General features: G+C 37.2%; 17 protein-coding genes and 1 other RNA gene. 9 read left to right on the forward strand and 9 right to left on the reverse strand.

The annotated features are described in order from the left end of the window. Nucleotides 1-58 precede the first annotated feature (58 nt). Both ddc and HNR69_RS00410 read right to left on the reverse strand, forming a co-directional pair. Complete coding sequence (gene ddc, locus HNR69_RS00405) at nucleotides 59-1,594, reverse strand: L-2,4-diaminobutyrate decarboxylase (protein ID WP_012340553.1); 1,536 nt, start codon at nucleotides 1,592-1,594, stop codon at nucleotides 59-61. Nucleotides 1,595-1,683: 89 nt separating this feature from the next. Continuing rightward, a complete protein-coding gene (locus HNR69_RS00410) occupies nucleotides 1,684-3,048 on the reverse strand; it encodes a diaminobutyrate--2-oxoglutarate transaminase (protein ID WP_075293902.1) in 1,365 nt (454 codons plus the stop codon). A 340-nt stretch (nucleotides 3,049-3,388) separates the two neighbouring features. Between HNR69_RS00410 and HNR69_RS00415 the strand changes: the two genes are divergently transcribed. Together HNR69_RS00415 and HNR69_RS00420 are read left to right on the forward strand one after the other, a co-directional pair. Then, nucleotides 3,389-4,153 carry a nucleotide-binding domain containing protein gene (locus tag HNR69_RS00415; protein WP_232451469.1) on the forward strand — a complete coding sequence of 255 codons (765 nt, stop codon included), beginning with the start codon at nucleotides 3,389-3,391 and terminating at the stop codon, nucleotides 4,151-4,153. A 103-nt stretch (nucleotides 4,154-4,256) separates the two neighbouring features. After that, nucleotides 4,257-5,012 (forward strand): DeoR/GlpR family DNA-binding transcription regulator, encoded by a 756-nt coding sequence (locus HNR69_RS00420; protein ID WP_132994454.1) that lies wholly within the window; start codon nucleotides 4,257-4,259, stop codon nucleotides 5,010-5,012. A gap of 229 nt (nucleotides 5,013-5,241) precedes the next feature. Here the strand turns inward: HNR69_RS00420 and ftnA (HNR69_RS00425) are convergent, their stop codons facing one another. The 4 genes from ftnA (HNR69_RS00425) to HNR69_RS00440 all read right to left on the reverse strand — a co-directional run bounded on the left by ftnA (HNR69_RS00425) (nucleotide 5,242) and on the right by HNR69_RS00440 (nucleotide 8,069). Next, nucleotides 5,242-5,739, reverse strand: coding sequence for a non-heme ferritin (gene ftnA, locus HNR69_RS00425; RefSeq protein WP_012340546.1), 498 nt, complete (start codon nucleotides 5,737-5,739; stop codon nucleotides 5,242-5,244). Nucleotides 5,740-5,755: 16 nt separating this feature from the next. Beyond that, nucleotides 5,756-6,241 carry a non-heme ferritin gene (gene ftnA, locus HNR69_RS00430; protein ID WP_011609074.1) on the reverse strand — a complete coding sequence of 162 codons (486 nt, stop codon included), beginning with the start codon at nucleotides 6,239-6,241 and terminating at the stop codon, nucleotides 5,756-5,758. Nucleotides 6,242-6,577: 336 nt separating this feature from the next. Beyond that, a complete protein-coding gene (locus HNR69_RS00435) occupies nucleotides 6,578-7,129 on the reverse strand; it encodes a KdsC family phosphatase (RefSeq protein WP_075293900.1) in 552 nt (183 codons plus the stop codon). 4 nt (nucleotides 7,130-7,133) lie between these two features. After that, nucleotides 7,134-8,069 carry a KpsF/GutQ family sugar isomerase gene (locus HNR69_RS00440; protein ID WP_041604195.1) on the reverse strand — a complete coding sequence of 312 codons (936 nt, stop codon included), beginning with the start codon at nucleotides 8,067-8,069 and terminating at the stop codon, nucleotides 7,134-7,136. 90 nt (nucleotides 8,070-8,159) lie between these two features. On the opposite strand from HNR69_RS00440, the gene rnpB reads away from it, so the two are divergent. The 6 genes from rnpB to purN all read left to right on the forward strand — a co-directional run bounded on the left by rnpB (nucleotide 8,160) and on the right by purN (nucleotide 15,086). Continuing rightward, nucleotides 8,160-8,547, forward strand: an RNA gene (gene rnpB / locus HNR69_RS00445) — RNase P RNA component class A. Between the two features lie 216 nt (nucleotides 8,548-8,763). Continuing rightward, nucleotides 8,764-9,264, forward strand: coding sequence for a CvpA family protein (locus tag HNR69_RS00450; RefSeq protein WP_012340543.1), 501 nt, complete (start codon nucleotides 8,764-8,766; stop codon nucleotides 9,262-9,264). 12 nt (nucleotides 9,265-9,276) lie between these two features. Next, a complete protein-coding gene (gene purF / locus HNR69_RS00455) occupies nucleotides 9,277-10,791 on the forward strand; it encodes an amidophosphoribosyltransferase (protein WP_011609069.1) in 1,515 nt (504 codons plus the stop codon). Further along, complete coding sequence (locus HNR69_RS00460) at nucleotides 10,781-11,368, forward strand: UbiX family flavin prenyltransferase (protein ID WP_041604193.1); 588 nt, start codon at nucleotides 10,781-10,783, stop codon at nucleotides 11,366-11,368. The genes purF and HNR69_RS00460 overlap by 11 nt, the downstream gene beginning before the upstream one ends. Nucleotides 11,369-11,648: 280 nt before the next feature. Next, nucleotides 11,649-14,255, forward strand: coding sequence for a type I DNA topoisomerase (gene topA / locus HNR69_RS00465; protein ID WP_075293899.1), 2,607 nt, complete (start codon nucleotides 11,649-11,651; stop codon nucleotides 14,253-14,255). A gap of 198 nt (nucleotides 14,256-14,453) precedes the next feature. After that, on the forward strand, nucleotides 14,454-15,086 hold the full coding sequence (purN, locus tag HNR69_RS00470) for a phosphoribosylglycinamide formyltransferase (RefSeq protein WP_075293898.1): 633 nt from the start codon (nucleotides 14,454-14,456) through the stop codon (nucleotides 15,084-15,086). Nucleotides 15,087-15,158: 72 nt separating this feature from the next. Here the strand turns inward: purN and moeB are convergent, their stop codons facing one another. Both moeB and moeA read right to left on the reverse strand, forming a co-directional pair. Further along, nucleotides 15,159-15,887, reverse strand: coding sequence for a molybdopterin-synthase adenylyltransferase MoeB (moeB, locus tag HNR69_RS00475; protein WP_011609065.1), 729 nt, complete (start codon nucleotides 15,885-15,887; stop codon nucleotides 15,159-15,161). A gap of 7 nt (nucleotides 15,888-15,894) precedes the next feature. Continuing rightward, a complete protein-coding gene (gene moeA / locus HNR69_RS00480; protein WP_075293897.1) occupies nucleotides 15,895-17,109 on the reverse strand; it encodes a molybdopterin molybdotransferase MoeA in 1,215 nt (404 codons plus the stop codon). Nucleotides 17,110-17,254: 145 nt separating this feature from the next. Between moeA and folE the strand changes: the two genes are divergently transcribed. Beyond that, nucleotides 17,255-17,911 carry a GTP cyclohydrolase I FolE gene (gene folE / locus HNR69_RS00485; RefSeq protein ID WP_075293896.1) on the forward strand — a complete coding sequence of 219 codons (657 nt, stop codon included), beginning with the start codon at nucleotides 17,255-17,257 and terminating at the stop codon, nucleotides 17,909-17,911. 65 nt (nucleotides 17,912-17,976) lie between these two features. Here folE and HNR69_RS00490 read toward each other — a convergent pair whose 3' ends face one another. Then, nucleotides 17,977-18,531, reverse strand: coding sequence for an NAD(P)H nitroreductase (locus tag HNR69_RS00490; protein ID WP_075293895.1), 555 nt, complete (start codon nucleotides 18,529-18,531; stop codon nucleotides 17,977-17,979). Nucleotides 18,532-18,635 lie beyond the last annotated feature (104 nt).

Consider the following 18,635-nt stretch of genomic DNA (forward strand, 5'->3'; position numbering starts at 1 on the left):
TCATTAACCAATTCAAGGCTGATAAGCGGCCTGATTTAGGTATAATTTTGCCAATCGTTTAATCAATAGGCGGGATATAGGTGCCGTTTACAATAGAATCTTTGATGCGTTCTGATTCTGCCAACACTTGTGCTAATAAGGCTTTCACATTTTCAAGAGTAGCAATCGGGCTTAAGGTTGTCATTTTTAGTGATTGCTTGTTACCGACTTTCGTGACACCAATATTCGCTTCACCACGAGCAAACAGCTCATCAGCCACGTTTTGGTTCAATGTATCCACAAATTCTGCCGGATAGCCTTTCGGCACAACACGGAACAGCACTGAGGCAAATTGTGCAGGTACTAACATTTCCAAGCCTTCGGTAGCAGTAATGTAAGCCTCAACCTCTTTTGATAAATACACACCGTGATCAATCATTGAAGCATACAGATTTTCACCCAAGGCTTCTACCGTAAACCATAATTTTAACGCATCAAAACGACGAGTTGTTTGCAGTGATTTTGCTACTAAGTTTGGTACACCATGTTCTTCGTCATATTCTGAGTTGAGGTAATCTGCCTTGTAATCAATGAAACGATAATTCGCCTCGTCTTTTAACAAGAATGCCCCACAAGAAATGGATTGGAAGAAATGTTTGTGGAAGTCGAGTGTAATCGAGTCGGTTAATTCAATTCCATCTAAGAAATGACGGAAATCTTTCGATAATAATAAAGCACCTCCCCAAGCAGCATCAACGTGTAACCACGCTTGGTATTCGTCCGCCAATTTGCGGATTGCTTTTAAATCATCAATCGCACCGGCATCGGTTGTGCCTGCAGTTGCTACAATACAAGCTACGATTTTACCATCAGCTTTTAAGTCTGCTAAGGTTTTGGCTAACGCTTCTAAGTCCATTTGAGCATTGGCATTTGACGGCACAGTGACTACCGATTGGAAGCCCATTCCCATCATCGCCATATTTTTTTGTACCGAAAAGTGGGCATTTTCCGAGCAAACCACTTTCACGTTTTTCATTGCCTCAGCAGGAATACCATTCGCTTGCACCGACCATTCAGAGCCGTCTTCATTTTTCCAACGGTTCGCAATCGCCCAGTCACGAGCTAACAATACGCCCATTAAATTCGACTGTGTACCACCTGAAGTAAACACCCCAGCTGTACCTTCACCATAGCCGACTTTTTGGCGTAACCAGTCGATTAAATGCTCTTCCATAATAGATCCCGCAGGGCTTTGATCCCAAGAGTCCATAGATTGGTTAGTCGCATTAATTAACACTTCTGCAATTTGGCTGGTCACCATTGTCGGGCAATGTAAGTGAGCTAAAGAGTGTGGATGGTGAACTTTAAGGCTTGGGTTGAGGAAAATCTCTACCAAATGCTCAAGAGATTTTTGCACTCCCACTCCCTCTTTGGTCGGCTTGAAGCCGTCAATCAAGGCTCGCATTTGCTTGATCGAACCGCCGGTGTACATTTTTTCATTTTTTAGCCAATTTGATACCGCTTGTACCGCATTGTTCATTGCGGTTTCATAATCCGCAATAGATTGTGGATCGCTACAAAATAGCGATTGTCTGTGTTTGGAAATATCTGTCATTTTTGTTATCTCATTCAATGCTATATACAATTCAAGCGGTCAAAATTCGCAAATTTTTTGCAAAATATGACCGCTTGTTTTATCAAAAATTAACCACGTACCGCTTTCACAGCTTCGGCTACAGATTGTTTGAAGCGTTTAATAAACTCTTCACACTCTGCTTGAGTAATGTTTACCGCACATAAAATACGTACCACATTACCGCCACGACCACCACGCTCTAGTAACAATTTGTTTTTAAAACAATATTTTTGAATAGCTACCGCTAAATCGCAATCACGTGGGTAAGCACCTGTTGCATCTTTGGCTTGGTGTTCGTCCACAATGTCAATACCCATCATTAAACCTTTACCTCGCACATTCCCGATACAAGGAAACTCTTTGCTTAATTCAGTTAAGGCTTTAGTTAAGTATTCACCCCGCTCTTTTGCGTTCTGAGCCAAGTTTTCTTCACGCATAATTTTGAGAGAAACATAGCCTGTTGCCATCGCTAATTGGTTGCCACGGAATGTGCCTGTATGTCCTGCCGGTTGCCATGCATCAAATTCTTTTTTGATAGCTAAAACTGCTAAAGGAAGGCTACCACCAATTGCTTTTGACATTACTACAATGTCGGGTTCAATATTTGCATGTTCAAAGGCAAACATTTTTCCTGAACGACAGAAACCGGCTTGTACTTCATCCACAATCATTAAAATGCCGTGTTTTTGGGTTACTTCACGTACTTTTTGTAAGAAGCTGATTGGAGCCGGAACAACACCGCCCTCACCTTGAATAGCTTCCAAAATTACTGCTGCCGGTTTTACCACACCACTTTCCACGTCTTCAATAAAGTTTTCAAAATAATGTTCAACCGCTTTCACACCAGCCTCACCGCCAATACCAAATGGGCAACGGTATTCGTGTGGATAAGGCATGAATTGCACACCAGGCATTAAACCTTGCACAGCATTTTTTGCACCTAAGTTACCGGTTAAAGATAATGCACCGTGTGTCATACCATGGAAACCTCCAGAGAATGCAATTACATTGCTACGACCGGTATAAGTTTTCGCTAATTTTATTGCCGCTTCGTTGGCATCTGCCCCAGATGGACCGGTAAATTGTAAGATGTATTTATCCTTAGGGAAGAAAGAGAGTAATTCTTCGGTAAAAGCATCTTTTAATGGAGTGGTAATATCTAAAGAATGTAACGGCAAACCGCTGTCTAAAACATCTTTAATTGCTTGAATTAATTTAGGGTGATTATGACCTAATGCAAGCGTTCCTGCACCAGCTAAGAAATCGAGGTATTCATTACCTTCAACATCAGTTACCCAAACGCCCTGTGCTTTTTGATAAGCAAACGGCAGTTTACGCGGGTAACTACGCACGTTTGATTCCATTATATCTTGGCGATCTAAAAAGTATTGATTTGAAGCAAGAGTTGCTTGAACAGGGGTTTTAATTGTCATTGAAATAAACCTTCTAAAAGAGGTGAAAAAAATAAGTCGGGTGCCTTGCGGAGGAAGCCTAAGCTCTCAAATCCCGAGAGACTAGACGCCATGGGGCATTTGACTCGCTACTTATTAAAAAAAGCGTTCCAGCTTTTTTGTTTTTACCCTATTTGTCCCAAGATAGGATAGGTTGGAAACAAACTTAAATGTAGGGTTACATTTAAGAGGCGTAATGATACCGTTTTTTGCTAAAAAGGGAAGTGTTTATTCAAATTAAATAACATTTTACTTTTCTAATCTGCTTTATAATCCTTACCATTAGATTAAATAAAATCTATATGATTAAAAAAGATCATTTTTGAAAGAATTATTGCCTGATGCTCAAGTAATTCCGTGTGATACGGTCGATAATTTGCAGGCATCTATTGAAAATAGTGAATATAAACAGATCGTTATTGATGCTAAAACGCACGAAGATCTTGCAATTATTGCAAAAGTTATAAACCATATAGGAAATAAAATTATTCCTGTTGGCTCAGCTGGATTAGCACAGAAATTGAAAAATATTCAAAATAAACCGAGACCAAAGCGAGAGATTACATTAGGTAGAACATTAATTGTAGTAACATCAATTCACGAAACAAGCCAGCTTCAAGTTGATGAATATGTTTCAACTTTAGGTGGAAAATCGATTGTATTTCATCCTTCACCTTCGCAGTTGATGAACTATTCGCAGTCAGAACATTCACTAAAACTACAATTAAACGCTCTAATACGTTTTAGTAAGGATAATGTGATTATTCGAGCAAACCCAGCAAAAGTCGTAAATGCAAAATCGGCAAATATTACTGAAACCGCTAAAGAAATTTCTCAACACTTAGCTGATTTAAGTAAATTCTGCCTTGATAATGAAAAATTTGATAGTCTTATACTATTCGGTGGAGATGGGGCTGCAGCATTATTGGATCAAATGAATGTAACTGAAATGAACGTATTATATGCAGTAGTACCGGGAGTGCCTTTATGCTTAATTGAAGAAGGTAACTATTCAGACATCGTTGTAATGACCAAATCCGGTGGATTTGGAAGCGAAGTACTTTTAAGCCACATAATGGAGAAATAATACTAAAGAACCTAAAGCAATAATGTTTTAGGTTCTTTAATTTTCACTATCTTATTTTCAAAAAATTATTTATAGTAAAATAATTACAAATAAGAGAGTTTATATGTCTAAAAATCGTCTAGAGCAGATTTTACTATTTCTAAAAAGTCATAATATTGCTACCGTAGAACAGCTGGTAAAGGTTACTGAGGCTTCTCCTGCAACTATCCGCCGTGATTTAATAAAATTAGATGAAGAAGGTGTTGTAATTCGTACACACGGAGGAGTAAGTTTAAACCACTTTATTCCATTCCAACCAACCACAAATGAAAAGCAACTTAAGCAAATTACTGAAAAAGAGCGGATAGCCGAATATGCCGTTTCTCTCATTTCTCCGGGAGACTCTATTGTATTAGATGCAGGTACTACAACTTTGTGCATTGCAAAAAAAATCGCTCATATGCCACTTCGAGTGATTACGACTGATCTGCATATCGCTTTATTACTTTCCGAATATAAACAAATAGAATTGACCATAACCGGGGGAAGAGTGGATAATAGTAGCCAATCCTGTATCGGTAACCATAGCCTGACTTTATTGAATAACATTAATCCTGATATTGCTTTTGTAAGTTGTAATTCTTGGAGTTTGGAAAAAGGTGTTACCGCACCTACAGAAGAGAAAGCTCATTTAAAAAGAATGCTCCAACAAAATGCCAAACAAAAAGTATTAGTTGCCGATAGCAGTAAATATGGAAAATATTCCTTATTTTGTGCAACTCAACTTAATAACTTTACACAAATTATCACAGATAAAGGACTGTCTACTGAATATTGTCAATTACTATCAAGTGATATCTTTAAACTGTCATTAGTATGATTCTACAAATGATTATTTTTTTACTCATTTTGGTAAAAGGCATAGTAAATTCAAAAAGAGAGCTTTATTTTATTATAATCCCACAAAAAACGTGCTTAAGTGAGAGATTAATAGCAACATCACATTGATGGAAAATGTACTTAGATAGAAAAAACTTAAGCTCAAACTAATCTGACAGATATGATAATTTTAAACAGGGACTGCCAGATTAGATTTGATCTTCTATAGATTATACTTTACTTGTCAAATCACCAAGGTCTTTATCTATTAGATATAAACATTTACCATCTTCACCAAGAAGATTAATTTTATCTAAAATACCACTAAATAACTTCTCTTCTTCATGTTGCTCTGCTACATACCATTGTAAGAAATTGAAAGCTGAATAATCTTTCTCTTCAAAGGTTTTTCCGACTAATTCATTGATTTTGCAGGTAATGAGTTTTTCATGTTCGTATGTTAGTTCAATTACTTGTTTTAATGAATCAAATTCATGTGGCGGTTCATCAATAGCCGTAATGATTGCCGAAGCACCTGTTTCATTCAAATAAGTGAATAACTTACGCATATGTTGCATTTCTTCTACTGCATGTGCGGCTAAAAATTTAGCTGTTCCGTCAAAACCGTTTTGCTCACACCAAGCACTCATTTGTAAATACAGGTTAGAAGAATAAAATTCTAAATTCATTTGATCATTTAATAATTTGATAACATTTGCTGATAACATATTTTTGTCCTATCTATTATAAAGTAAGTAAATCACGATCGATAAAGTAAAGAGAACGACCGTCTTCGCCCATCAAATTGAATTTATCAATAATGCCGGTAAATAATTTTTCTTCTTCATGTTGTTCCGCAACATACCATTGTAAGAAGTTAAATGTTGAATAGTCTTTGGTTGCAAAAGTAATTTCAACTAATTCATTGATTTTACTAGTTACAAATTTTTCGTGTTCTAAGATTATTTCAAAAATTTCTTTTAAAGATTTGTAATCATTTTTGGGTGCTTCAATTTTACCTAACAGAGGCATACCACTTGTTTCACTTACATAAGTAAATAATTTATGCATATGTTGCATTTCTTCATCTGCATGTCGAAGTAAAAATGCAGCTGCACCTTCATAGCCGTTATGAGCACACCATGAACTCATCTGTAAATATACATTAGATGAATAAAACTCTAAGTTAATTTGTTCATTTAACTTAGTAATAATAGCTTGATTTAGCATAGCGAGTTCCTTTTTTATTGATGAATAAAACAGGTTTTATTTTAATCAGTTTTTCATGGAATGCAACTTTTATTTTTTATAAGTTATTAATTTAAAAGGGTATTTTTAATAATAACTATTGTTATTTAGAATACGAATAGGTAATTATGATGTAAGGTTTAGCTTATGTAAGTGCGGTGATCGATAGTGTGGTTATTAAATTAATGAATGAATGGGTAGAATGTGAAAAGTATTTTTTACGTTGCTTGCGGGGATTTTAGTTGTGTTTAGAGATATTTTACAGACAAGTAACAGCCCGCTTATTTTGTATGTGGACTGTTATTTTCATTATCTATTTTATTGCACCATCTTGTTAACTGCTTTGAGAATACCTTGTGCTGTGGAATAGACACTTGCTTTTCCTTGAGCTTTTAAAATCATATCAGACACTTCTCGAAAGGCACCTTTCCCTCCGGGTAAACTCAAAATATGATCAGCACAATCTTTCACATAGTCCATCGCATCATTTACGGCAAAAGACAATCCGCAAACGGAAAATGCGGGTAAATCAACGCTATCATCACCAATGTACGCAGTTTCTTCGGGTGTTACACCTGCTTTTTTGATTAATTCAAAACAAGCACTCTCTTTTTCTAATTTACCTAAGAAAAATAAATTGATGCCTAAGTCTGCAATGCGTTTACGTAAGATAGGGGAGTCTCGACCAGATAAGACTGCAACTTGAATGCCATTTTTGATTAACATACAGATACCCAGTCCATCACGCACATGGAAACTTTTCATTACTTCCCCGTTGGCATCATAATGCAATAAGCCGTCTGTTAGTACACCATCAATATCGGTAATAACCAGCTTAATTTTTTGTAATTTTTCATTTAATAACATCATGGGATTAACTCGAAAATTCAACTAAACCTATCACTTTATTCTGATCATCTACAACGACTAATGAATGAATTTTTTTCTCTTTCATAAAGTTTTCCGCTTCAGACAGATAAGTATTATAGTTAATAGTTTTAGGATTGGAAGTCATAAGATCTTTGGCTGTTTTGTTAAGTGTATTAGTTCCGTTTGCACTTAATGCACGGCGAATATCACCATCGGTAATAATACCTTTTAAATTTTCATTTTCCATGACAAGAGCAACCCCCATACGACCTTCATTCATAACGGTTAAACAATCAGTAAAGTTTGTGTTTTCTGTTACTTTTGGTAAACGAACTTGCATTTGATCTTTCACTCTACATAACAAACGACGACCAAGACTACCGCCTGGATGAAATTTGGCAAAATCAGCCGGTTGAAAGTTTCTGGCTGTAATTAAAGAAACCGCAAGAGCGTCGCCTAAAGCTAACGTTACTAAAGCCGAAGTTGTTGGAGCCAGATTATTGGGACAAGCTTCACGCTCAACACTAATATCAAGGATATAGTCGGCATGTTTTGCTAAAGTAGAATTTAGGTTACCTGTTAATGCAATGATTTTATTGCCAAAATTTTTTAAGCTGGGAATCAATTTATTAACATCGTCACTTTCACCGCTGTAAGAGATTAACATCACAATGTCAATAGGCTTTAACATACCTAAATCACCATGAAAAGCCTCTGTTGGATGTAGAAAAAAACTTGGTGTTCCTGTTGAGGCAAATGTAGCAACCATTTTTTTACCAATAAGTCCGGATTTCCCGATTCCGCCAACAACTAATCGCCCTTCACAATTTAAAATAAGCTCAACAACCTGATTAAACTGTTGATTTAAATTTTGACTAAGTTTGGCTAAAGCATTTTGCTCGGCAGCTAACGAATTTCGAGCGATTTGTAAGTAATTCATCGTCATTTCCTCATTGAAAAGTGCGGTTATTTTACCGCAAGTTTTGGGTGAACTCTATATTTTATCTGAATTTTACGCTATACTCCGCATCGAGTTAGTCAGGCAATCGCTGGTTTGTTGAAATCTTTAACCGTTTTTAAACGACTTAGAGGCATAAGTAAACGAGAGGAAAGTCCGGGCTACATAGGGCAGAGTGCCGGATAACGTCCGGGAGGCGTGAGCCTACGACCAGTGCAACAGAGAGCAGACCGCCAATGGCTCGTAAGAGATCAGGTAAGGGTGAAAGGGTGTGGTAAGAGCACACCGCATGAATGGTAACATTTTATGGCATGGTAAACTCCACTCGTAGCAAGACCAAATAGGAACTCAATGAGTTGCCCGCTCAGAGTTCGGGTAGGTTGCTTGAGCGTATGTGTAAATATACGCCTAGATGAATGATTGTCCAAGACAGAACCCGGCTTATCGACTAACTCAACATCTCTCATCTAGTGTTTTAGTGAATAGACAGATGGATTTTAAACTGAAAGGATACATTTCCTGATATTTCCATCTATATTTTTAGACGACAATTCTGATTTCTTCTTTTTTATTTCGATTAAATTTGCATAAAGCGTGAATTTAGACTACGCAAACGTTTTCCTTTTTTGCTAGAATAAGTGCGGTCTTAAATTGATGGGATTTTAGAGGTTACCTAATGAACAATTATCTTGATTTAATGATTATCGGAATAATTTTATTCTCTATAATTGTCAGTTTATTGCGAGGGTTTGTGCGTGAAGTTATGTCGCTTGCCAGCTGGATTGTTGCTTTTTTGGTGGCAAATAATTTTTATCCCTATTTAGCAACTTATTTAACTCAAATAGAAGCACCTTATGTTCGTAATGCGGTTGCTATTGCAATCTTATTTGTAGCAACTTTGATTGTTGGTGCAATGCTTAACTACATTATCAGTCAGTTAGTTGATAAAACAGGTTTAACCGGAACAGATAGGGTATTAGGTGCTTGCTTTGGGTTGCTACGAGGTATATTAATCGTGGCGGCATTGCTATTTTTTATTGATTCTTTCACAAACTTTGCACAGAGTGATTGGTGGAAAACATCAAAATTAATACCGCACTTTGGCTTTATTGTGGAATGGTTTTTTGAACAAATACAAGCAAATTCAAATTTAATAAATTCAACATTGAATAAATAAGGAACGTGAAATATGTGCGGAATTGTGGGTATTGTTAGCCATAGCCCTGTAAATCAGTCTATTTATAATGCCTTGACGGTATTGCAACATCGGGGGCAAGATGCGGCAGGGATTATCACAGTAGATGAAGAAAATCGTTTTCGCTTACGAAAAGCAAATGGATTGGTAAGTGATGTCTTTCAGCAAGTTCACATGCTACGTTTACAAGGGAATGCGGGAGTTGGTCATGTGCGTTATCCTACTGCAGGAAGTTCCAGTGTCTCTGAAGCTCAACCATTTTATGTAAATTCACCTTACGGTTTAACTTTGGTGCATAACGGAAATTTAACAAATTCAGAAGAGTTAAAACAAAAACTCTTTACCTTTGCTCGCCGTCATGTCAATACCAATTCGGATTCGGAAATTTTGTTAAATATTTTGGCTCATCATTTGGATCAAACAACACACCCTTTATCTACGCAGGATATTTTTGAGGCAGTTAGAGCTACTCACAAAGATATTCGTGGTGCTTATGCTTGTGTTGCAATGATGATTGGTTATGGCATAGTTGCATTTCGTGATCCAAATGGTATTCGTCCGTTAGTATTAGGAAAACGTGAAGATGAGGTAAGCGGTAAAACAGAGTATATGTTTGCTTCTGAAAGTATCGCGTTAGATATTGCTGACTTTGAATTTGTTCGTGATGTAGCACCGGGAGAAGCCGTTTATGTTACTTTTGATGGTCAGTTATATGCACAACAATGTGCTGAAAGTCCTAAGTTAACACCTTGTATCTTTGAATATGTTTATTTTGCTCGTCCGGATTCTTATATTGATGGTGTCTCCGTTTATGCGGCTCGTGTTCACATGGGAGAAAACTTAGGACAAAAAATTGCAAAAGAGTGGAAAGATTTAGATATTGATGTTGTGATTCCCATTCCTGAAACGTCCAATGATATTGCGTTACAAATTGCACATATTTTAAATAAACCTTATCGACAAGGTTTTGTGAAAAATCGCTATGTGGGAAGAACCTTTATTATGCCGGGGCAAACTCAGCGTGTAAGTGCGGTACGTCGTAAGCTCAATACTATCTCTTCTGAATTTAAAGGTAAGAATGTGTTGTTGGTTGACGACTCTATTGTGCGAGGGACGACTTCGAAACAGATTGTCGATATGGCAAGAGCAGCAGGAGCAAATAAGATCTATTTTGCCTCAGCAGCACCAGAAATTCGTTATCCAAATGTGTATGGTATTGATATGCCTACTAAAAATGAATTAATTGCTTATGGACGAGATGTTCATGAAATTGCTAAACTTATTGGTGTGGATAAACTTATATTCCAAGATCTTGATGCTTTAACTAGAGCTGTTCAGCAAGAAAATCCAGCAATTAAAGATTTTGATTGTTCTGTCTTTACCGGTGTTTATGTTACTGGAGATATTACCTCAGCGTATTTGGATCAAGTTGCCGATTTACGTAATGACAAAGCAAAGAAAAAGCGTGAAAAAGATGCCACGAATCTCGAAATGCACAATGAAGCTTAAAAAAGACTGTTTAATTATTGGCATCACCGGTGCATCTGGTGCCATTTATGCTATTCGGCTGTTGCAAATTTTAAAATCCCTTCCGGAAATTGAAACGCACCTTATTATTAGCCAAGCGGCGAAACAGACTATTGCACTTGAAACACAATTTACGGTACAACAAGTCCGAGAATTGTCCGATAAAGTTTATGATATTCGTGACATTAGTGCGGCAATTTCTTCCGGATCTTACCGCACTTTAGGCATGGTAATTTTGCCTTGTTCAATAAAAACCCTGTCAGGTATTGCACATAGCTATACCGATGATTTAATGACAAGAGCTGCTGATGTATGCTTAAAAGAACGTAAACCGTTGGTATTATGTGTACGTGAAACACCTTTACACTTAGGACATTTACGTTTGATGACTCAGGCGGCAGAAATAGGTGCACAGATTACCCCTCTAATGCCCGCTTTTTACCATAAACCCAGTAACTTAGATGATATTATTAACCAAAGCGTCAATCGTGTATGTGATCAATTTGGTATTGAATTAGAACAAGATTTATTTCTTCGCTGGGGAAGTGAGGGAAAATAAGGTAACTTACCTTATTTTTAGCGTGTCGTTTAGTACAAATATAAGCTGATAACAAAATGAATCAATGCTTTTAGTTTAGCGTAAACATGATGGGGTAAATGCTTTGTTACGTTGTAGCTTTAAAAGTTCTGTATATTTTAATAACTTTACAGATGATTGAAACTGCATTTAGTTTATTCATTTATACCCATTTTTATAAAAAACTGTTGACCTTGCAAAAGATAGTAAGCAATATAGCGGGCAATTTTACAAAAATACAGCGAATTAGGTAAATAAAAATATGAGTAAATCCTTAGTAATTGTTGAGTCGCCGGCAAAAGCGAAAACTATTAATAAGTATTTGGGTAATCAATATGTAGTTAAGTCCAGTGTAGGGCATATTCGTGATCTGCCTACGGTAGGTGAAAGTAGCGGTGAAAAAGCGAAACCTATTTCAACGAAGGGATTAAGTGCGGAAGAAAAACAACGCATAAAAACGGAAAAAGAGCAAAATGCGTTGGTAAAAAGAATGGGGATTGATCCTTATCATAATTGGGAAGCTAAGTATCAAATTTTACCCGGTAAAGAGAAAGTGGTTTCTGAACTCAAATCTTTAGCAAAAAAAGTTGATCATATTTATCTCGCTACCGATTTGGATAGAGAAGGAGAGGCGATAGCTTGGCATTTACGCGAAGTTATTGGCGGCGAAGACAGTCGTTTTAGTCGAGTAGTATTTAATGAGATTACTAAAAATGCGATTAAACAAGCTTTTGAGAAACCTGAACAGTTAAATTTGGATCGTGTTAATGCACAACAGACTCGTCGCTTTTTAGATCGTGTAGTAGGTTTTATGGTATCACCATTACTTTGGAAAAAAGTGGCACGAGGTCTATCTGCCGGTCGAGTTCAATCTGTGGCAGTAAAATTAGTCGTTGAGCGTGAGCGTGAAATTAAGGCTTTTCAACCTCAAGAATATTGGGAAATTTCTGTTGATAGTAAAAACAGTCAAAAACGACCTATTCGTTTAGATGTAGTACAATTTCAAGGGAAAAAATTTGAACCTAAAAATATCGAACAGGCGAGAAGTGCGGTAGATTTTTTACAAATTTCCGATTATTTCGTCAAAGATCTTGAAATAAAACCAACGACGTCAAAACCAAAAGCACCTTTTATTACTTCAACTTTACAGCAAAGTGCCAGCACAAAATTAGGTTTTGGCGTAAAGAAAACGATGATGTTAGCACAACGTTTATATGAAGCGGGTTACATTACTTATATGCGTACAGATAGCACAAATTTAAGTAAAGATGCCTTAGAAATGGTGCGTAATTATATTGTGCAAGAATTTGGACAAGCCTATTTACCGGACAAACCGAATTTCTATTCCAGTAACGAAAATGCACAAGAGGCACATGAAGCAATTCGTCCTTCTGATGTAAGACAATTGGCAGATAGTTTAGAGGGAATGGAAAGAGATGCAGTGCGTTTATATGATCTGATTTGGCGACAATTCGTTGCTTGTCAAATGCCAGCCGCTAAATATGACAGTACAACCGTAACCGTACAATCAGGAGATTATGAGTTAAAGTCCAAAGGACGTGTTTTACGCTTTGATGGTTGGACAAAAGTATTACCTCAATCGAATAGAAACCCTGAAGATCAAGAGTTGCCGATAGTGAAAGTTGGAGAGAAATTAAGTTTAACTAAGGTTGAACCTCAACAATATTTCACCAAACCACCAGCACGTTTTAGTGAAGCTGCCTTAGTTAAAGAATTGGAAAAACGAGGGATTGGTCGTCCTTCTACTTATGCAGCAATTATTTCCACAATTCAAGAAAGGGGCTATGTTCGAGTTGAAAATCGCCGTTTTTATGCAGAAAAAATGGGGGAAATTGTCACAGATCGATTGAATCAATCGTTTGCTGATTTAATGAGTTATGATTTTACTGCTAATATGGAAAATATACTTGACCAAATTGCAGACGGTAAGAAAAATTGGAAAGAAGAATTAAATCAATTTTTTAAAGATTTTAGCCAACAATTAACACAAGCTGAATTGGATGAATTGGACGGAGGAATGAAACCAAATAGTTTGGTTGCAACAGATATAGGTTGCCCAACTTGTAACCGCCAAATGGCTATTCGTACTGCCAGTACCGGTGTTTTTTTGGGCTGTTCCGGTTATGCCTTACCGCCCAAAGAGCGGTGCAAAACCACAATAAATTTAATTCCGGAAGCGGAATTATTAAATGTTTTAGATGAAAGCTCTGAAACAAAAGCCTTAATGGAACGTAAGCGTTGTTCGAAATGTGATACTGCAATGGACAGTTATTTGATTGATACGACAAGAAAATTGCATATTTGTGGGAATAATCCAAATTGCGATGGCTATTTGGTCGAGCAAGGTGAATATAAAATTAAAGGCTATGAAGGTCCTGTAGTTGAATGTGATAAGTGCGGTGCCGAAATGCACTTAAAATTAGGGCGTTTCGGTAAATATATGGGTTGCACAAATTGTGATAATACTCGGAAGATTTTGAAAAGTGGGGAAGTGGCACCGCCAAAAGAGGATCCTGTACATTTTCCTGAATTAAAATGTGAAAAATCGGATGCTTATTTTGTATTGCGTGATGGGGCGAGTGGTGTGTTTATGTCAGCACATAATTTTCCAAAATCACGAGAAAGTCGTCCTGCAAAAGTGGCTGAATTGGTTCAATATCAAGATCGCCTGCCAGAAAAATTACGCTATTTAGCTGATGCGCCAGTTAAAGATCCTGAAGGTAATGAGGCAATTATTCGCTTTAGTCGTAAAGAAAAACGTCAATATGTTACCTCAGAGAAAAATGGTAAAACAACAAAATGGAGTGCCTATTTTGTTGATGGTAAATGGGTGGAGAATAGCAAATAGCCATAGCCTTTTAAGGGCTACCCCAATCCATATTCTTCACTATCTTTGTTGTTCGTACTTCGAATCTTTTTCGAATCGAACGGGTTGATAAAATGTAGGGGGAATCTGAAGTTGCAGTGATTAAAACGATGTTTGTGCCATCTCAACAAAGCAATTAATCCCGGCTGGGTTGATTGAAGGAAAAATTGAAGGAAAAAAATGAACACTCAAAACATTGTAATTCTAATTTCAGGGCGTGGCAGTAATATGCAGGCTGTAGTTGAAGCTCGAATTGAGGGTGCAAATGTGGTGGCAGTATTGGCTAATAAAGCTGATGCTGCTGGTTTGGCATGGGCGGAAGAACAAGGTATTGCTACCGGTGTGGTCAGTCACAAAGATTATCCTGAACGTAGCGATTTTGATGCGGCTTTGATGAGAAAAATCGATGAATATCAGCCTGATTGGGTTGTTTTAGCAGGCTTTATGAGGATACTTACGCCAGAATTTTGCACGCATTATGCTGGGAGGCTGATTAATATTCACCCATCGTTATTGCCCGCATTCACTGGGTTGGATACGCATCGTCGGGCATTGGAAGCAGGATGTCGTGTAGTTGGGTGTACGGTGCATTTTGTAACGGCAGAGATGGATTGCGGACCGATTATCGCACAGGCGGCTGTGCCTGTGGCCGATGATGATTCACCGGAAACATTGGCGGCACGAGTTTTAGCTGCAGAACACCGTTTGTTACCAAAAGCCATAGCTGATTGTGTGACGGGACGTGTGCGGGTTGAAGGTATGCGGGTACATCGTGGAGATGATGGCGTGCTACCTGAATCTTTGCTACTTTGAAAACAGTTGATTGATAAACCTGTGTTTTAGGCAATCCAGCATTATCTTAGAGATTGTAAGGATATTGAGTTTTTATTCAGACGGAATGTTAATTTCACGTATCTTCATATTTAAACCATCAATCATCAATAAACGTCCTGATAAAATTTTGCCTATATTTAACCGCACTTTTATTGCTTCCAAGGCTTGAATTGCCCCTACAATGCCGACTATTGGAGATAAAACACCTGCTTCCACACAACTTAGCGTATTTTCACCGAATAGACGGCTTAAATGTTGGTAAGTTGGTGTATTTTCTTCATAAGTAAACACCGAAACTTGCCCTTCCATACGAATTGCCGCACCTGATACTAAAGGCGTTTTTGTAGCCAAACAACAGCGATCCAGCTGATTACGAATTTCTACATTATCAGTACAGTCTAAGACTGCATCAAAGTGCGGTACAATTTCAGCAAGTTTTTCTTCGTTCAATTTTTCTGCAATACATTGAATTTCAATATGAGGATTCAGTTGTTGCAGGGCGATTTTAGCAGATTGTACTTTCAGCATATTTAAACGCTCATCATTATGCAGTACTTGGCGTTGTAAATTAGAGAGAGAAACAGTATCAAAATCAAGGAGAGTTAAATGCCCTACACCTGTGCAAGCAAGATACTGAGCAGCAGCACAACCCAATCCTCCCAAGCCGACAATAAGCATTTTTGTGCCTTTTAACTTTTCTTGACCATCAAAATCAATTTGTTTCATGATAATTTGACGGTTATAGCGTAATTCTTCTATTGTTGAGAGTTCGATTTGCATAAAGATCCTAGTTTAAAATATCACTAAAAGGTTCTATAGTAACGATGCTACCGGCTTCGACATTTCCACGTTCTTGTTCCAAACGAATAAAACAGTTACTGTTCACAAAGGCACTAAAAAGATGAGAACCTTGTTGTCCGACAGGATAAACTTCAATTTGCCCTTGTGTATTGAGTTGGTAAAAACCACGCTGAAAATCAATCCGACCAACAGATTTTTTCAATTTTGTAGCACTGATTGCTTTTAATTGTTGTGGCATTTTCCATTGTGTATAGCCACTTAATTTTGCTATTACGGGCTGCACAAGTTGATAGAACGTCACTAAAGCTGAAACCGGATTGCCGGGCAGTCCGCAAAACCAAGCGTTATTTAATTTACCGAAAGCAAAAGGCTTGCCCGGTTTCATTGCAATTTTCCAGAAATTAATTTCACCGCACTTTTCTAAGACAGCTTTGGTAAAGTCAGCCTCTCCAACAGAAACTCCACCGCTACTTATCACTAAATCAGCCTGTTTTTGAGCCTTAAAAAAAGTTTGCTCGAAAAGTTGTTCATCATCGGGAAGAATACCAAAATCTAAGATGTCACAAGGAAATTTTTCCAGCATTAATCGAATTGTAAAGCGATTGCTATCGTAAATTTTTCCTTGTACTAAAGGCTGTCCAACGGATACAAGCTCATCGCCCGTTGAAAATAGAGCAACTTTGGGTTTCTTATAAACTTTTACGTGAGAGATGCCTAAAGAGGCTAAAAGCGGGAGTGAAAGTGCGGTCAATTTTGAGCCCATTTTTAATGCAATATCACCCACTTTTATATCTTCTCCTAAACGACGAATGTTTTGGTGCAATTTAGGTATTTCATTGATAGTAACTGTGCCGTCTTCGTTTATTGTAACATTTTCTTGCATTACAACGGCATCAGTACCTTCAGGAAGCATTGCTCCGGTCATAATTCGAATAACACTTTTTTCTTGCCATTGCTCGTTGAATGGATTACCGGCGAAAGATTTCCCGCATATAGATAGCGTTGTTGAATGTTTCAAATCTGCCAAACGTACTGCATAACCGTCCATTGCAGAATTATCAAAAGACGGTACATTAATCGGTGAAATAATATCCTCTGCACAAATGCGAGCCACTGCTTGTTCCAATGTTAGCGTTTCAGTTTTATTTATAGTTGCTAATTGCGAAAGCATTTGCTGTAAAGCTTGTTCAAGAGATAGCATAGAAATCCTTGTAATAATGTGAAAAAACAGCTCACATTTTACTTTAAATTCAGTAATTGTTATACCTAATAAATAGAGATTTCAGCTTTTATTTGCTAGAATGTCAGGCATTTTAAAGGATATAACGATTTTACGGGAAGTAGTCATGAGCAATTTATCTCCGGAAGCGATTAAGGTTCGTAATGCTTTGGTTGAAAAAGGAATTGAAACACCAATGATTGATCTTATGCAAGATAAAGATCAACGTCGTCAAGGTATTGAACAACATATGCGTGAGGTTATAAAACTGATTGGTTTAGATTTATCTGATGACAGTTTGGAGGAAACACCGGCACGTTTATCAAAAATGTTTATTGATGAGATTTTTAGTGGTTTAGATTACGCTAATTTCCCTAAAATTACTAATATTGAAAACCGCATGAAAGTAAGTGAAATGGTGCTAGTTGATGATGTGACTTTAACCAGTACTTGTGAACATCATTTTGTAACTATTGATGGTAAAGTATCAGTAGCTTATTACCCGCAAAAATGGGTGATCGGTTTATCTAAAATTAATCGTGTTGTTGCTTTTTTTGCACAACGTCCTCAAGTTCAGGAACGTCTAACGCAACAAATTTTGTTGGCATTCCAAACCATTTTAGAAACGGAAGATGTAGCCGTTTATGTTAAAGCTACGCATTTTTGCGTAAAATGCCGTGGAATTAAAGATACCAATAGTTACACTGTGACATCGGCTTTAGGCGGAGTATTTTTGGACGACAGAGAAACCAGAAAAGAGTTTTTAACCTTGTTAAAAAAATGAGTTATATTTATTTTTTAATTATAAGGGGAGATTTTAGCCCAGTGAAAATTTGGGCTACATAAAATCTATAAATAACGCACAAACTTATCTAAATTCAATTCTCGATTTCCTCGATCACTTTTTTGTTCTGCTGTACCAAGCATCAATAATGCAATGATTTTATCATTTTTTTCACAATCAAAGGCTTGACGCAAAGCAGAGCCTTTAACCCAAGGACCGCTGATCCAAACATTATCAAACCCTTGTGCATTTGCGGCTAATTGCATAGCGTAAGCAGCACAACCTGCGGTAATCATTTGTTCCCATGCCGGTATTTTTTCAATATCAGGATTTATTTTGGCAATTACACCGATGATCATAGGTGCTCTTTGGGATAAATTCTCGGCTTTTTTTAACCGCTCTTGTCCAAGATCTAATTCCAAAACAGCTTCTTTTAGTAACTCTGTAAATTTATTCAACCCTTCCTTTTCTATAACAACAAAACGATAGGGGTGTAATTTTCCATGATCCGGTGTATGCAGTGCAGCGTGAAAAATTTGTTCAAGTTGTTGCCGAGTTGGAGCAGGTGAAATTAATTTTTTTTCTGAATGACGAGTGGTAAGAAGTTGTAGAGCGTCCATTTTAGTTCCATCTTGTTTTTCATCTTAAAAGTGCGGTGGATTCTAGCATATTTTTACCTTGATCGATATGAAGTAAAAGGAAATTGTGGTAAGGTACGACATTT

Source organism: Histophilus somni (assembly GCF_014202395.1).
Lineage (GTDB): Bacteria > Pseudomonadota > Gammaproteobacteria > Enterobacterales > Pasteurellaceae > Histophilus > Histophilus somni.

What these genes read in the sequence shown, in the direction of transcription:
- ddc (WP_012340553.1), bottom strand. Translation starts at nt 1,594, where the DNA reads ATGACAGATATTTCCAAACACAGACAATCGCTATTTTGTAGCGATCCA.
- HNR69_RS00410 (WP_075293902.1), bottom strand. Translation starts at nt 3,048, where the DNA reads ATGACAATTAAAACCCCTGTTCAAGCAACTCTTGCTTCAAATCAATAC.
- HNR69_RS00420 (WP_132994454.1), top strand. Translation starts at nt 4,257, where the DNA reads ATGTCTAAAAATCGTCTAGAGCAGATTTTACTATTTCTAAAAAGTCAT.
- ftnA (WP_012340546.1), bottom strand. Translation starts at nt 5,739, where the DNA reads ATGTTATCAGCAAATGTTATCAAATTATTAAATGATCAAATGAATTTA.
- ftnA (WP_011609074.1), bottom strand. Translation starts at nt 6,241, where the DNA reads ATGCTAAATCAAGCTATTATTACTAAGTTAAATGAACAAATTAACTTA.
- HNR69_RS00435 (WP_075293900.1), bottom strand. Translation starts at nt 7,129, where the DNA reads ATGATGTTATTAAATGAAAAATTACAAAAAATTAAGCTGGTTATTACC.
- HNR69_RS00440 (WP_041604195.1), bottom strand. Translation starts at nt 8,069, where the DNA reads ATGAATTACTTACAAATCGCTCGAAATTCGTTAGCTGCCGAGCAAAAT.
- HNR69_RS00450 (WP_012340543.1), top strand. Translation starts at nt 8,764, where the DNA reads ATGAACAATTATCTTGATTTAATGATTATCGGAATAATTTTATTCTCT.
- purF (WP_011609069.1), top strand. Translation starts at nt 9,277, where the DNA reads ATGTGCGGAATTGTGGGTATTGTTAGCCATAGCCCTGTAAATCAGTCT.
- HNR69_RS00460 (WP_041604193.1), top strand. Translation starts at nt 10,781, where the DNA reads ATGAAGCTTAAAAAAGACTGTTTAATTATTGGCATCACCGGTGCATCT.
- topA (WP_075293899.1), top strand. Translation starts at nt 11,649, where the DNA reads ATGAGTAAATCCTTAGTAATTGTTGAGTCGCCGGCAAAAGCGAAAACT.
- purN (WP_075293898.1), top strand. Translation starts at nt 14,454, where the DNA reads ATGAACACTCAAAACATTGTAATTCTAATTTCAGGGCGTGGCAGTAAT.
- moeB (WP_011609065.1), bottom strand. Translation starts at nt 15,887, where the DNA reads ATGCAAATCGAACTCTCAACAATAGAAGAATTACGCTATAACCGTCAA.
- moeA (WP_075293897.1), bottom strand. Translation starts at nt 17,109, where the DNA reads ATGCTATCTCTTGAACAAGCTTTACAGCAAATGCTTTCGCAATTAGCA.
- folE (WP_075293896.1), top strand. Translation starts at nt 17,255, where the DNA reads ATGAGCAATTTATCTCCGGAAGCGATTAAGGTTCGTAATGCTTTGGTT.
- HNR69_RS00490 (WP_075293895.1), bottom strand. Translation starts at nt 18,531, where the DNA reads ATGGACGCTCTACAACTTCTTACCACTCGTCATTCAGAAAAAAAATTA.